Annotated in this window: 16 protein-coding genes; all 16 read right to left on the reverse strand. The window is 58.9% G+C overall.

Annotation, left to right across the window (positions count from 1 at the left end; translation table 11 throughout):
* Positions 1–42: 42 nt before the first annotated feature.
* Positions 43–309, reverse strand: a complete 267-nt coding sequence (gene fliQ, locus RHIBUN_RS0110445) for a flagellar biosynthesis protein FliQ (RefSeq protein WP_018856808.1) — start codon at positions 307–309, stop codon at positions 43–45.
* Between the two features lie 63 nt (positions 310–372).
* Positions 373–813, reverse strand: a complete 441-nt coding sequence (gene flgD / locus RHIBUN_RS0110450; RefSeq protein ID WP_018856807.1) for a flagellar hook assembly protein FlgD — start codon at positions 811–813, stop codon at positions 373–375.
* Positions 804–1253, reverse strand: a complete 450-nt coding sequence (gene flbT, locus RHIBUN_RS0110455) for a flagellar biosynthesis repressor FlbT (RefSeq protein ID WP_025659522.1) — start codon at positions 1251–1253, stop codon at positions 804–806. Before flbT ends, flgD begins: the two co-directional genes overlap by 10 nt.
* Complete coding sequence (flaF, locus tag RHIBUN_RS0110460) at positions 1250–1597, reverse strand: flagellar biosynthesis regulator FlaF (protein ID WP_007530128.1); 348 nt, start codon at positions 1595–1597, stop codon at positions 1250–1252. The genes flbT and flaF overlap by 4 nt, the downstream gene beginning before the upstream one ends.
* Before the next feature lie 36 nt (positions 1598–1633).
* Positions 1634–2755: a flagellar hook-associated family protein gene (locus RHIBUN_RS0110465; protein WP_025659523.1), complete on the reverse strand. Its 1122-nt coding sequence runs from the start codon at positions 2753–2755 to the stop codon at positions 1634–1636.
* Positions 2756–2758: 3 nt separating this feature from the next.
* Positions 2759–4225, reverse strand: a complete 1467-nt coding sequence (gene flgK, locus RHIBUN_RS0110470; protein ID WP_018856804.1) for a flagellar hook-associated protein FlgK — start codon at positions 4223–4225, stop codon at positions 2759–2761.
* Positions 4226–4243: 18 nt separating this feature from the next.
* Complete coding sequence (locus RHIBUN_RS0110475) at positions 4244–5545, reverse strand: flagellar hook protein FlgE (protein WP_018856803.1); 1302 nt, start codon at positions 5543–5545, stop codon at positions 4244–4246.
* A 129-nt stretch (positions 5546–5674) separates the two neighbouring features.
* On the reverse strand, positions 5675–6346 hold the full coding sequence (locus RHIBUN_RS0110480; protein ID WP_018856802.1) for a winged helix-turn-helix domain-containing protein: 672 nt from the start codon (positions 6344–6346) through the stop codon (positions 5675–5677).
* Between the two features lie 283 nt (positions 6347–6629).
* Positions 6630–7193 (reverse strand): lytic transglycosylase domain-containing protein, encoded by a 564-nt coding sequence (locus RHIBUN_RS0110485; protein ID WP_025659524.1) that lies wholly within the window; start codon positions 7191–7193, stop codon positions 6630–6632.
* On the reverse strand, positions 7135–8541 hold the full coding sequence (locus RHIBUN_RS0110490; RefSeq protein ID WP_025659525.1) for a flagellar hook-length control protein FliK: 1407 nt from the start codon (positions 8539–8541) through the stop codon (positions 7135–7137). Before RHIBUN_RS0110490 ends, RHIBUN_RS0110485 begins: the two co-directional genes overlap by 59 nt.
* A gap of 1 nt (position 8542) precedes the next feature.
* Positions 8543–9838, reverse strand: coding sequence for a chemotaxis protein MotC (motC, locus tag RHIBUN_RS0110495; RefSeq protein WP_025659526.1), 1296 nt, complete (start codon positions 9836–9838; stop codon positions 8543–8545).
* Between the two features lie 3 nt (positions 9839–9841).
* On the reverse strand, positions 9842–11080 hold the full coding sequence (locus RHIBUN_RS0110500; RefSeq protein ID WP_025659527.1) for a MotB family protein: 1239 nt from the start codon (positions 11078–11080) through the stop codon (positions 9842–9844).
* Entirely contained in the window at positions 11077–11712 is a 636-nt protein-coding gene (locus RHIBUN_RS0110505; RefSeq protein ID WP_025659528.1) for a hypothetical protein, read from the reverse strand. The genes RHIBUN_RS0110500 and RHIBUN_RS0110505 overlap by 4 nt, the downstream gene beginning before the upstream one ends.
* 167 nt (positions 11713–11879) lie before the next feature.
* Entirely contained in the window at positions 11880–12845 is a 966-nt protein-coding gene (locus RHIBUN_RS0110510) for a flagellin (RefSeq protein WP_025659529.1), read from the reverse strand.
* A gap of 265 nt (positions 12846–13110) precedes the next feature.
* Positions 13111–14019: a flagellin gene (locus tag RHIBUN_RS0110515; RefSeq protein ID WP_018856795.1), complete on the reverse strand. Its 909-nt coding sequence runs from the start codon at positions 14017–14019 to the stop codon at positions 13111–13113.
* Positions 14020–14260: 241 nt separating this feature from the next.
* On the reverse strand, positions 14261–14726 hold a 466-nt coding region (locus RHIBUN_RS0110520; protein WP_025659530.1), incomplete at its 5' end, for a flagellin.

Genomic DNA, 14726 nt, shown 5'->3' on the forward strand with positions numbered 1-14726 from the left:
TTCGGAACGAGACTTAAATGGCGAAGCTTGCGCGAAAGTGGCTCAGAAACCTGACTGAATGCGAGAAAACACCAGATTGGTGAAAATCGAAATCTGCGATCCGACGAACGGAGCCGAGATGCCGATGGTGACGAGGACGGCCACGATCTTCGGAACGAAGGTGAGTGTCGCTTCTTGAACCTGCGTCAGCGCCTGGAACAGCGCGATGATCAGACCGACGATCATGGCCGCTGCGACCGCCGGGCCGGCGGAAACAAGAACGGTCCAGATCGCTGCCTGGAATAGGTCAAGTGCATCAGCTTCATTCATTGCAGGCAACCTCATATCGCCTTGCGGTCCGTCCGGTGTGGTCGAACCGCCTTGTCATTTCAACTAGCTCGAAGACGATGTGTCGGTCGTCGTCGGAGCCTTGTCGGCCAGGGTGATTCCCGCCTGAACGAGAATACTACCGCCATCCGTCGTCGTCGCAATGATGCCGTCGGAATAAACCTTCACCGACGCAACCGTGCCCTTCACGCTGCCGTCAGCGCTGGTCATGTACTTGCCGATGTAGCTGCCAGCCTGCGTCAGGCTGGAGCTCGCCAGCAGCGTGTCCAGCTTGCTGTTCGTCTGGATCGTCTGCTCGACCTGCGAGAAGCTCGCCAGCTGCGACATCTGTTCGCTCGCGTCCACCGGATCCGTCGGATCCTGGTTTTTCATCTGCGCGATGAGGAGCTGCAGGAAGTTGTCGTAGTTGAGCGTCGCCTTCTGTTGCGCGCTCGAGGTGCTCGACGACGAAGAACTATTGACGTTTGAGACGCCGTCTACCGCCATGGTGCGATCTCCTTGCGAATCTGCTCGACCATCGCCGGGTGCATTTCTTGGTTGTTGAGAATGCTATCCTCGATCGGATAGAGACCGCGGATCGCCTTCAGGGCGTCGAAGGCGCGGCCGGTCGAAACGAGACCGTCAACGCGCTTCAGTTCGGCGAGGACTTCCTCGTTCTTGAAGCAGGTCAGCAGCATCGTGATCGACTTGCGGAACATCGCGGTCGACTGATCCTTGCCTTCCGGATTGATGAGGATCATCTGCGCGATGAAATAGAGTTGGCGCAGAGGCGTCGTCGCGTCTTCCGGCTGGAGGACGTGGTTTTCGAGAAGGAATGTTACATCATTCAGGAATTCCAGCGCGACCTTGCGATCGACGCGCAGGACCGCACCGTTGATGAAGATCTTTTCCCCGGCTTTTAGCGAGATACGAAGTGTGCTTTTCATTTTAGTCCATCCCTGATGATGGTGGTAACGTCGATAATGCCTTGGTAGTTTGTCGATTGCCGGCGCCTGATCCGATCGCACTCCTTCAAGATCCAGATCGCGATGGAGATGAGGTTGGCCCGCAATTGGATTTCAAGCTGGTTGTCCGGATGCTTGAGATCCTCGATAAAACTTACCCAAACGCGCCGGGTGTAGAACAATGCATCAATGGCTTCCCGGCTGTATTTCTCTTTGTCTCGCGCAATCGACAGCAGCTCTATGGACCGGTCGAGAACTTGACGCTCCCGCTCCTTCGCATCGGCCACCGAGTCCTCCATGATCTCGGAGTAAGAGAACTGATACATTCATGCATCCTTCTTTGTCTTTCGTACCTTTGATCATCAAAGGTAATTCACGAGACTCAACTGCTGGATTTTCGATACGATGGTGTAGGCGGTCTCCAGCTGAGTCTGGAGGGTATTGACCAGCGTCGACGCTTCCGACGTATCCACGCCCTGAAGATCGACGAGCTTGTTCTGAAGAATGCTCGACTGTGCATCGAGAGCGTCATTGGCCTTCTCGACGCGCTCCTGCGAAAGGCCGAGTTGGCTCGCCTGGGTCACGATGCCGGTCGTGGCCTGCGCGGCATAGCCGATCGCCGTGGAGGTGACCTTGCTCAGTGCGTCGGCGCCCAGATTTTGGCTGGCCAGCGCCGACACTGTGATCGAAGCCAGCGCGAAGTAGCGCATGCCGTCCGAGTTGGAATTGGTCGACGACGTGACGACTTCAGAGTTGCTGATGCGGCTCGTCATGTTCTGGTTCGAAGCAGCCGACCAATCGCTCCAGGCCGGCGGCGTGACGTAGGCCGCGGGTGCAACCGGGGTCGGTGCGCCGGGCGGCGGGAATGCAACCGGTGTGGAGGTGCCGTTGAACGTGTCCTGGGAGAACATCGGCTCAACGAAGTTCGTGATGAAGGTGCCCATCTCGGCGCCGGTCAAAGAGCTTACCGGCTTGCCCAGGCCGCTCGCGTAGGCTTCGAGGTTCGTCTGAATGGCGGTCGTTGCGGCATTCTGTTGGTTGGTGAGCGGCTGCACATCGGTGTTGATACCCGAGAACAGGTACTCGCCGTTGAGCATCGAATTGCCCGTGTCCATCAGCTGCGAAAGCGCGTCGCCGGCAGATTGCATGGCCACCGCGATGCTGGTCTTGTCCTGGCTTCCCTGAAGCGCGGTCAGCTTGGAGACCAGTGCGTCACCGGCCGTCTTCATACTGTTGAGGCCGAGCTGCGAAGCTTCGAGACGCGCCGATACGATGGAATTGCTGCCCTTGAGGGCCTTGATGCGGCTGACCTCAGCTGTGAAATTCACGCTCTTGGCTGCACCAGAGCCCAGGGAGGCGCCGATGTCGGCGTAAACGCCCGTCGTCGCCTCGAGAGACGCGGTTACCAATTGCTTCTGCGACTGGCGGATCGTCAATCGCATTGCGTTCTGAATGGCCGAACTAGAAATAAATGAACTTTTCATGGCTTAACTCGCTATGTCTAGCAATGACTTCAACATTTCATCGACAGCGTTTAGGATCTTGGTGGCCGCCTTGTAGGACTGCTCGATGTCGAGGAGCAGGGTCAGTTCTTCGTCGAGATTGACGCCGGTCTCGTTGGAGTAAGCTTCCGTCGAACGCGAGAGCGCCGCCGCCGTATTCTCGGACGCAGTCGTCGCATCGCTTCGATACTGCTCGAGCCATCCGATCGAATTGGAGGCGTAGTCCATGATGTTCACGTTGGACGAGATGCCGGCGGTCGACGAGAAGGTCTGGGCCGCGCCCATCGCCGTGTAGAGCGCATCGAGATTGTCGGAGAAACCGCTGCTGCCCGTCGGATTGAGATTCGTGAGGCCGGTGATCGTGCCGTCACGCAATTTCATCGGGTCGCCGCCCTGGTTGGTGATGACGGCGGCATTCACCGCAATCGTACCCGCGATGCCATCGATCACGCCTGTGGTCGTCGGTGTGCCGCCAGTTGCTCCGGTCGCCGTCTTCCAGACGAAAAGACCTGGCTGTGTCGTAGTGGGAGTGCCGCCGGTCTCCGAGAACATCGTCACGAGAGACTTTGCGATCTCATCGAGCTGCGACTGGAACGTCGTTGCGATGTCATCGCGCACTTGTAGCAGTGACTGCAGGCTTCCCTGCGCCGTCGTTGTCGACCCTTTGCCACTGCCGAGCAGCACGCCGTCGATGTAGACGCCGTTGCCCTTTGTCTGGGCGGTGTAAGTGTCCTGCGCGACGAAAGTAACCGTTCGCGGAATGGTGTCGAACACGACGGTTCCGTCCGTCGTATAGAGCGCCATGTCGCCGTTTTGACGGTCGACGGCGTTGACACCGACAATCGAAGAAATCTGCTTCAGCAGCTTGTCGCGTTCGTCCAGCGCATCGGCAGGGTTACCACCGGTTGCCGTTTCGCTCTTGACGGCATCGTTCGCCGTCTTGAACTGCGCGAGCAGCGTATTGAGCGTCGAAACCTGCGTTGCAATTTCCTTGTCCGCGCCCAGGCGTACCGCCTGCACGGATTTCGTCGCGTTGTTCAGCGAATTGGCGACGTCCTGCGCAGCCGTGACCGCGCTTTGCGCGGCAATGGTGCTGCTTGGCGATGTGCGGAAAGCCTGCAGCTTTTCGCGGAACGTCGCCAGGTAGTTGGCCGGCGACGTCTCGTAGTCGTTGCCGCCCATGATCGATTTCAGGTCGGTCAGACCACCAAGCAGCGTCTGCTGGCCACTGTCTTGCGCACTCGCCTTCAGCCACTGACGCATTAGCGCGTCTTCTTGCGCGCGGCTGATCTTCACAACCTGCGCTCCATTCAGCGACGTGGTGATCATCGCCTGCCGGCGCACGTAGTCGCTGTTGCTGGAGTTCGAGATATTGTTCGACACCACACTGCTTTGAGTGCCGGTGTTGCTGAATATGCTCTGCGCGGTATTCAGTGCGGAAGTGAGCGACATGGCTTATCCGAACCCTACTTATCTCTTGAGGTTGACGAGGACGTCCATGATGTCGGACCCCGTCTGGAACACCTTGGAATTGGCAGTGTAGCTGCGCTGCGACTCGATCATTTCGGTCAGTTCGCCGGCGAGGTCGACGTTCGAGCTTTCAAGTGCTCCCGCCTGGATCGTGCCGAAACCGTTGGTCTGCGGGAAGCCGGTGACCGTCACGCCGGACTGGCCGTTTGCGCTATAAACGTTGCCGCTCATCAGCGTCATGTTGTCCGGGCTGGCGACGGTCGCTAGCGGAATGCGGTAGAGCGGCTTCGACGTGCCATCCGCATACTTGGCATATACCGTGCCGTCCTTATCGATCGTGACATCCTTGACCGGGCTGGCGGCCTGGCCGTTCGGCGTGCCGCTACCTGCAAAATCAGCGGCGAGCTGCGTGAAACCGCTGAGGTCCATGGCGATCGAACCGGTGGTGACGGGATCGGCGATGGTGAGGGCGCCAGTGCTGACCATCTTGCCGTTGGCATCGAACGTCAAATTTGTCGAGCCAACGAGAGCCGGACCCGGCGTCGAAGTGTACGGAAATGATGAGGTTCCACCTGTTGCCGCATCGTCATGACGGAAGACTGCAACCTCCCACGTGCTCGCAACACCCGGAGCTGCCGGCGGGGGCGTCGTCACGGCCGTCTTGGTGAAGTAGAAATCGTACTGAACCGTGTTGCCGAGCTTGTCGTAACCAACCATCGACATCTGCTTCGTGTCAGCTGTGATCGGCGCCGTGTTGGAAGACGGAAGGTTGCCAGTTGCGACGTTGGCATTGGAGTTCAAGTTGCCGGTAAAGGTACCGGTCGTCGAAGCGATCGCCGTCAAGCCGGACTGGTTGACGTTGATCGGCACGAGTCCCGAGAAACCGTTGACGACGACGGCCGGCGCGCCAGCGTCGTAAGAATAACCCATCAGCTTGAAGCCGGCGGAATTGACCAGGTTGCCTTCGGGGTCTTTGGTGAAATCGCCGGCGCGGGTCAGAACCGGAACGCCGTCCGGGCTCTGAACGATGAAGAAGCCGTCGCCCGAGATCGCCAGGTCGTAGCCTGATGTCGTGTAGGAGATGTCGCCCTGTTCCGAAACCGACTGGCGAACGGATGTCTGGACGCCGCCCGAATTATAGTTACCCGAGGTCGATGGCAGGACCAGCGACGAGAAAGCGGTCGAAACGGACTTGTAGCCCGTCGTGTTTGCGTTCGCGATGTTATCGGCGACGGTGCTAAGGCGGTTTGCCTGGGCGTTCATGCCGGACACGGCCGTCTTCATGCTGCCAAAAATGCTCATCTGAAAACCTCGATTCCCTTAGTAGGCTTGAGAGTATTTGGTGGGCCTTGCGTGAGGCTGTCTGGCGTTGAACCAATGTCGCGAGAATGCAGCGACCAGGTTCAGGCAACGCGGCCCGTTCTGAAAAAATCAGTTCCAGTCAATGCAATAGCCAAGGAAGCGCTTCGAATCGACCGGATCGAAGCCCAGCTTCTTCCGAAGCTTCTTGCGCAGCTTGGAAATATGGCTTTCAACCACGTTTTCTTCGACTTCGTCGTCGAAAATCCCGTAGATCGCGTTGAAGATTTGCGTCTTGGTGACACGACGACCGCGGTTTGCAATCAAGTACTCAAGGATGCGACGCTCGCGACGGGGGAGCGCAAAAACCTCACCGTGAATTTCCGGATCGCGGCCGTCGGAGAACACGCGGATCGCACCGATATCCGTGTGGCTGGAAATCGCTTTCAGTCGGCGCCGAATGGCGGCGGCTCTAGCCAGGATCTCGCGGGGATGCACAGGCTTGCGCACGACGTCATCGACGCCACAATCAAAAAGTGCAAGGGTGTTTTCCAGCGACGGCTGATCGCTGACTGCGATAACCGGCGCCATGGTACGGTCGCGGATCGCGCGCGGCAGCTCGAAAGTCTGCTGCCCCTGCCCGATCAGGAACGCCTCGACGGCCGCGACATCAGCGTCCGCCGCCGTCTGAACCCATTCGCCGAATTCACGTGGATCAAACCCTGTGGAAGGAATGCCTTCCCGCCCAAAAAGTGAAGTGTAACCATCTTTCACGAGCTCACGCTCATCAACCACTACGATCATTCGTCCGCCTCCGAATCACTTGTGGTACCTCGATGCTCTATGGGTACGAATCGCGCGATTCCGGGACAAGCTGTAGGAACTTACTGGCAGGAATTAATAGTTGATTAAGAATTGGGGCGCGATTTGATCTAGATGTAGTAGCGGTCGGAAATTATGCACACAAAAATTTCGTGGAAAAGTTAACAAGGTCTAAAATGTGACTTGCCTTGCCATATTGAGACAGATTCTCGCCACAATATGACACATTTCTGTTTTGTTCTGTTTTCTGCTAGTTTTGATTGAATCAATTTTGGCAGAAGGTGCTCGCATTGCGAGTCCATTTGCCGTAGCCGGTGGCGACCAGATTGGCGATGACCCGGCAGACATATTGCTTCTGGGCAGGGTCATTGTTGGGGCCGGCGTGATAGCGGGCCACTGCCATCGTCCAGGTTTCGTGTCGGTCGTGGAGATTGCGCAGGAACCTTGCCGCGTATTCCACATTGCGGCGGGGGTCGAACATCTCCTCCGCGGACCGGAAATTCTCACCATGGTAGTATTGGTTGATCTGCATGCAGCCGATGTCGATGAGCTTCGCACCCGATCGGCGCGCCACATCGACCTGCCTCAGAGCATCCTGCTCGGAGGGCGGAAAGAAGGCTTTGCCTTCGATGTTCAGCGCGTAAGGGTAGAGGGATCCCTTGCGCCCGGTTTCGGTCAGACCCACGGAATAGAGTATGCCTTCCGGAATACCGTATTTCAGTGCGGCGGCTTGAATCTCCACCTCGCAGGCGCTGTTCGACGCTTCAGCGCTAGAGGTAGACGTCGCCAGCGCGACTACTGCCAGCGGCGCCAGAAGAAGTGCTTTCAACACCGCTTTCGCCCGAGCCATTGAAGCCTCCGCCAGTTCGCTGTCCTGAGTGATTTTGGCGCTCACGCGCCTCCCCGCCTTGGCCTTGCTGGGCAAACGCCTGGCCCTGCTGCTGGCCCTGTGCGGTCGCTTGGTTGCCCGTGTCCGAACGGTCGACTGGCGCCATGCTGATCGTCACGTTGTCGATCGCGAAGCCCTGGCTGCGCAATGCCTCGATGATCTTCCCGTGGTCTTCCTTGAGCTGCCGGTAGGCAGCTGGTGTCTCGACCTTCAGATCGACGTTGAGCGCGTCGCCTTGCAGCCGCATCGTCGCCGTGACGAGACCGAGTTCGATCGGGTTCATCTGGATCTTGAGTGTATTCACCACCTTGCCGGTGCTCGTCCACTCAGCGGCGTTCGACAGCGAAGAACTCGCCTGCATGGCGTGCGCCCATTCCTGATCACCGGATATGGCGGCCGTCACGGCGGCAGAATTGGTGTTCTGCGCAAGACCGATGTAGCGGCGCGAATCCAGAACAGAGACGCTCTCGATGTTAGCCTTGCCGCCGGACTCGGCGGCATCCGTGTCAACGCCAAGATGCATGTCCATGGACTGACCACGGCCGTCGGCACGGGTCAGCCGGAATGTCGTCCCGTCGATACCGCCTTCGGCCTCAGTGCCGGGTAGCTGGACGTCCGCGGCTGTATCGACGCCGGTCAGACCTGCGTCAACAGACATCTCATCCTTGGCCTTGACGCTGGCAACGGACTTTTCTTTCGGTTCTGTCGATACCTTGCCTTCCGGCTTCGCGGCTGCCATCGCCGCGAACGCTGCAGCCGCAGTTCCGTCCGTCGGGACTTGCTTGAGTAAGCTCAGGACATCAGACAGCGTGCTATCGTCCGGGGCGACCTTCTGGTCGTCGGCACCGTCGGCCTTCGTCTCCTTGGCGCCCTTTCGAACCGTTACAGCGTCATCATCCAGCCTATCCGAAAGATCCTGCAAATCGGCTTCATCAGCGTGCTTGCCCTTAGGCTTACCGTTCTGTTCCGTCGTCTTCGTTTCTTTGTCCGCCGAACCAGACGCTTTCTCTTTCATCCGCGCCTGCGCAGCGAGAGATGTGCTGCCGAGATCGATCAATGGCTGAGTGCTTGGACGGCGCGGCGCAGTGGATGTGCTGCCATCGGTGCCTTCGCCTGCCTGCCGGCCGGCCGTGGACTGTTCGGCGGCGTCATGCTTTCCGCCGCTTGCCTTGTTCAGGACATCGGAGAACCCGCCTGCATCCGCATCGCCACCGCTGCCCGTCTGGCGGCCAATGCCAGAGGCAGCCCCTGCTCCGGATGCTCCCCCCAAAACACTGATGTCCATCATCTCAATTACTCTCTTTGTTCAAGAGGCCGTCGATCTCATCCAACTGCGATCGGCTTGACGTCACGAATGCGTTGAATGACGGGTCGGCGTCCTGCTGTCCCCCAACATCGGATGGCGGCCCCCCCGCCGATTCTCCCACAACGGGACCTGGAACTGGGTTTGGTACCTCCCCCTGATCCGCTTCAGCCTGTTCAGAAGTAATTTCTTGGCCATTAGATTTAGGGGTCGTCGCTTGCGTCAAGCTTGCCGGTTCAGGCGGACGAAGCACTTGTTCCGCAATAGCTTTTGCCGCGGCTCTGAGGGCCTGGTCGCGCGGCGACAACTCCTGCTCGGGGATGGATTCGATGTTCTTCGTGGCCGCATCGATCTTGTCGGTCGGGATCGCCGCCATGCCGCCGTAGAAATCCGCCAGCGCTCCAAAGGCGTTATCAGAATCGCCTGCAAGCGTCTGGGCGCGCGCCGCGGCCATCCGTGCGAGATCGCCCTTGCCGGCGATCGCCGCCGCGCGGGCGATGCGGAGGTAGACCTCGCGCTGCCTGGCCTCGTCCATGAAGGAGAGGATGTTAACAACGTCGTCCGGCTTCACCTCATGATCGTGATTGACCAGCAGGCTGACAAAAAGATCCGCGAACTGGCTGGCATATGGCGAATGCAGGAAACGACGCACGTAGCGCTGCGAGTAGTCGAGACCCTTATCCACCATCCCTGCTTCGACGCAGATAGACACGGAGCGGCGTAGCGCCGCCTCCTCGACGATCGTACCCGGCGCATAGAGGCGAGCCTGATCATACAGCTTCAGCGCTTCCACTGGACTCTTGGCGATGGTGACGTTGCCGCCCACCAGCGCCAGATAGGGACCGATTTTCTTGTCCTTGTATTCGTTTGCGGTCTCGACAAGGCTCTTTGCAACAAGCAGGCCTTTGCCGCTCAGATATTTCCGCAGGACGTCGCTGACCCGGTTGTCGAAGTGACCGTTCACGTCGCGCGCGACGAGATATTCGAGGGTCTCCGGATTACCACCGCTCATCGCGTAGATTAGCGCCGCATCGACATTACGCTCATCATCGAAAACCGATGGATCGATCGTGCGTAGACGCTGATCGATCGTCCCGAGCATGAAGCGCTGCATCTCGGCAGCCGAGTGATCCCCGAGCACGACGGAATCCTGCACGAACTGCAGCGACCGGAGCATCTTGTAAGGGACAATGTCCTCCTGATCTTCCGCGTGCACGCCGGTAGCAGGGCTCACCGCAAGCCCAAAAAGCAAAAGCAGAAGACGTTGGTGGTGACGGACCATGGATTATCCCTGATCCGCCTGCAGCAATATCTCGATGCGCCGGTTGGCAGCATTGAACGGATCGGCCGGCTCCTTCAGCATGCGATCGGCAAAGCCCGAAACCTGCGAGACGCGTTTTTCGTCGAGTCCGCCGCGAACGACCATGTAGTAGGCCGCCTGGGCACGATCCATGGACAAGCGCCAGTTCTCGTTTTCACCCTTGTATTGACGGCCGTCCGTATGACCGCGGATGGCGACTGCGCCCGGCTTGCTCTTCAGGATCTCACCGATCTTTTCCATTGCGAGCACCATTTCCTTGCGCGGAACGGCCGACCCGATATTGAACATGGAGTCGTCGCTCTGATCGGAGATGCTGACCAGGAGGCCGCCTTCCGACGCCGTAACCGTGAGGCCTTCGGCGAGCTTGCCAGCCACGACGCTGATCTGCTGCGCGATTTCCTTTTGCAGGTCCTCGGCCTTCTTCTGCTCAACGGCTTTTTGCGCCTCGGCTTGCGGCTTGTCCTCTGCTGTCGCTGCGGCTTGTGCGTCGTGACTCTCGCCGGCGTCCGCCGCTTTCGTCAGATCCGCCGGGTTCCCGGATTCGGCCTTCGCAACTTCCGTGGCATCCGCTGCTTCATCGGCAGGAACATCTTTCGAAGCCGGCTGCCTTTTGTTGGCATGGGTAACTTCGACCTGCTTCGTCCAGAAGTCGGGATCGAACGGGTCACGATAAGCCTGGCCACCGTCGGCTCCCGTTGCAGGACCGGAGTCGCTCGCGCCGCCCTCACCCTTGGCGCTGACGTTTGCCTGCTGGCCGACCTCCTGCGCAATTTCTGCCAGGACCGAATAGGGATTCTCGAAGAAGTCGGCTTCGGAGTAGTTCGTTTGGTCGCCGGATGTCGAGGTCTGGTCGTCGCCGTTTGCCGCCGCCGCGCCCTCGTTGGGTTTGTCCTCCTTTTCCTTCGACTTCTCCTGATTCTGATCGCCATCCGCCTGATCGACAGGCTTCTTCAGGCCTTTTTGCGTGGGCTTCTCGTCGGAGAGCTTGATCGGATTGAAATAGGTCGCGACGGAGGCCTTGGTTTCCTCGTTCGCGGCGTTGACCAGCCACATGACGAGAAAGAACGCCATCATGGCCGTCATGAAGTCGGCGTAGGCGATCTTCCAAGCGCCGCCATGCGCCCCATCGTGATCGCCGCCGCCATGCCGCTTGACGATGATGATCTCGTTCTTGCCGTGATGGTGGTTTTCGCTCTCACTCATTCCAGAACTTTCTTCAAGCTCGTCGCCCAGGCCGACATGCGCGTCACAAGGACGGCGTCGCCAAATTCGACAGTCAGGTCGACATCGCCGGTTTCAAGGTGGCGCAGAAGACCTGCCTTTTCGCCAAGAGTACCCTTCAACACATCGAACAGCCGGGCAGGTCCCTTGACGGTCACGGTGCCGACATCGCCTTCCAAGACCGCCTCGCGAAGAATGCCGGCGAGATCGACGGCAGCCTTCTGCGACAGGACATCGGTCATTACGGGGGCCAGCGCCCTTGCGACAGTCGCGCTGACAAGCTCGGCAATCGCGCTCGCCATGGCATCAAGCCGGGAGGCGACCAGCGCCGCAGTCTCAACCTCGTAGCGGTCGCGAAGCTCTTCGACCTCGCGCTGGTGAACAAAGGCGACCGTTTGCGCTTCCAGTTCATACTTCTCCGTCAACACGGCGGTCGCTTCCGCATAGCCCTCGGCGTGAGCATTGTGGCGCTCTGCTTCGAGATCGACGACAGGCTCTGAGGCAAGATCGGCAAAGCCGCCAAAGTCGTTCGCGAAATCGTCCGCATCCACGACGGGAGCGGCGACGGCCGGTTCTCCAAAATCCTTGAGATACCGAGAAAGCAGCGCGCTCACCGAATCCACCCTCTCGCTGCAGAAGACTGCGACATGCCGCGCCCCATCATGAACTGACAACTCATCAGGCACGGTTTCCGCACTGCGCCTTTGTATCGAAACTAGGCAATCAAACTTGCGCGAGGATGAAGGGTGAGGCCCAACAAGCTCACCCGCGCCTCACCTCACTATTGCAGCAGTAGCAGTACTTTGCTGGCGGCTGTGTTCAGGATCGAGATCGTCTGAATGCCCATCTGCTGTTGCGCAAGCAACGCCTTCTGAAGGGTCGCCGTTTCGTCCATGTCGGTGTCAACGAGTGCGCCGACACCTTTGTCGATCAAGTCTGACATGTCCGCGGTGTAGGCAACGCGATCGCCGATACGCGCGCTCATCGTGCCGAGGCCAGCCGCGGTCTCCGTCAGTGTCGACAACAGGGAATCGACCACTGCGATCATATCGTCCACCTGTGCGGACGTCGTATTGCCATCGAGCTTTATTTCCGTTCCAGTCGCCGGCGTCGTCGAGCCGGCGCTAAGCAGATAATAGTTGCGCGCCGTCGCAGTGCCGTCGGAATTCAGGGTGTTCGCATCTACCGTTTTCGTGAGCAGTCCGCGATTGGCGTCCGTCATATCGATCATGACGGTCTGGTCCGCCGGAAAATCGATGGTTTGCATCTGGTATTCACCACTCGCGCCGCGCACGAAACCGCCGATCACGGATCGCGAGGTCGGAAGCGTGGCATCTCGGTTAAGAAGCCAGTTCTCGCCGGCGATGCTGGTCGACTGAACCGTCGTCTGCAGTTGTCCCTTCAACTCGCTGAGGCTGGTATTAAGCTTCGTCTTGTCGACGCCGGCTTCCTTCGCCGTCAGCAGCGTCTTGCGGATCTCGCCCAACTGGTCAATCAGGCTGTCCATCGAGGTATAGGCAGTATCGACCTTCGATGCGCCGACGCCGAGCGCGTCGTGAATGTTCTGCAGCGAATTGCTGTCCGAGCGCATGACGCTTGCAAAGGACCAATAGGTTGCGTCGTCCGCAGCCGTTTCGACGCGGTAACCCGACGAAACCTGCTGCTGAACCGTTGCGGCGTCCTTGTTGATGATGCGCAGCGCCGCGAGGGCGTTCACCTGTGCCGAGCTGGTAATTTTGTATGTCATTTTCTGGCTCTGAATAGGGAAACGGGACAGGCCGGCGAGCGGCAGCGACTGAGCTGGCGTCATGCCCCCGACTGGATCCTCCAGGCCGGATTGTCGCTAAAACAAATCAACTGTTAAGCGAAGGTAACCAAGGCTCCGGACCGGCGCAAGGGCTACGGCGTCGGTGCCGCAAGCCTCGCGCAACCTTGATTATCGCTTCAAAAACAAAGATAAAGCCGCATCTCGCGACGCGGCTTTCTGTCTCACTTCGTGGCTGGCGGCGTTCTTAGCCCTTGAACAGCGTGAGGACGTTCTGTGCGCTGTTGTTGGCGATCGACAGCGACTGGATCGCCAGTTGCTGCTGCGTCTGCAGCGCGGTCAGCTTGCTCGATTCCTCTTCCATGTCAGCGTCAACGAGACGTCCGACGCCCGAGTCGATCGAGTCGCTGAGGTTCGAAACGAAGCTTTCCTGAAGATCGATACGGGTTGAGATCGAACCGAGCTGCGAACCCGCCTTCGTCAGCGCGCTGAGGCCGTTTTCCACGGTGGTCAATGCCAGGTTAATATCGCTGTCGCTGAAGCTCGTGATGTCCATGCTGAAGATCGAGCCAACGCTGCCCGAGGAGGTTCCGATGATACCAGTCGCAGTGTCGATTGCTCCGGTTGTCGTCATGCCAAACAGAACGTTGCCGCTGGTCGAGTCATCGAGGAAATATTCTGTCGTCTGAACGGACACCTGTCCATTCGCGTCGCGGACGAACGAGGAGACCACGCTTTTCGTTGTATTGCCTGCAACCCAGTTTTCACCGGAGAAGGAAGCAGATTGCGCAACACTCAGCAACTGTTGCTGCAGCTGCGCGATTTCGTCCTGAACCTTGGTCTTGTCGACGCCCTTTTCCGTTGCGGCTACGATCTTGGCCTTAATCTCGCTGACGATATCGATGGCGCTATCCATGGCGGAATATGCGGTATCGACCTTCGCCGCGCCGAGGCCAAGCGCGTCGGAGACAGCCGACAGCGCCTTGTTGTCCGAGCGCATCGTCGTCGCAATAGACCAATAGGCAGCGTTGTCCTTGGCTTCCGCGACGCGGTAGCCTGACGAAACACGGCTCTGCGTTTCTTCCAGGCTGCCATTGATGCTGCGGAGGGTCTGGAGGGCGGACATTGCCGCGACGTTCGTCAAAATGCTGGTCATGAAATTATTGGTCCTTGGCTGGCAAATATTGAAAAGGACACTCCGGTCCGCCACCGGGAACGGCAATCAGCTTCATGCCCGCTAACCGCTTCTTAAGCTTGGTTAACATACCGTTTCGTTGACGGCAGAAAACATGAGTTTGGTTAACGCCGAGTTAACAAACATAAAAGAGCCGCGCTCGGGGGAGCGCGGCTTCGATCGGCGATCTTTCGGTTTGAAGCGCCCGCGGGCGCTCCTGCTATTAGCTGCGGAACAGCGAGAGGATGTTCTGCGAAGAGGAGTTCGCGATCGACAGCGACTGGATCGCCAGCTGCTGCTGGGTCTGCAGGGCGCTGAGCTTGGAGGACTCTTCTTCCATGTCGGCGTCNACCAGGCGGCCGATACCGGAGTCGATCGAGTCGCTGAGCGAAGACACGAAGTCCGACTGGATGTCGACGCGAGTCTGGAGCGAACCGAGCTGCGAACCGAGAGTGGTCATGTTCTTCAGCGTGGTTTCGACGTCCGTCAGCAGGTTGTCGATNNCGNCNTGGGTCGTGNTNNTNCCGATCGTGAAGCCGTAGACCGACTGGCCGGAGCTTGCGCCGGTCCCACCAAGAATGCCGCCGGTGGTCGTGCCGTTGAACAGGGTGTTGGTCGTGCCGAGCACATAGTCGGTGGTCTTGATCGAGACCGTGCCGCCGGTGCCGCGGACGAAGGAGGAAACGACG

This window comes from Rhizobium sp. IBUN (assembly GCF_000510625.1).
Classification (GTDB): Bacteria; Pseudomonadota; Alphaproteobacteria; order Rhizobiales; family Rhizobiaceae; genus Rhizobium; species Rhizobium altiplani.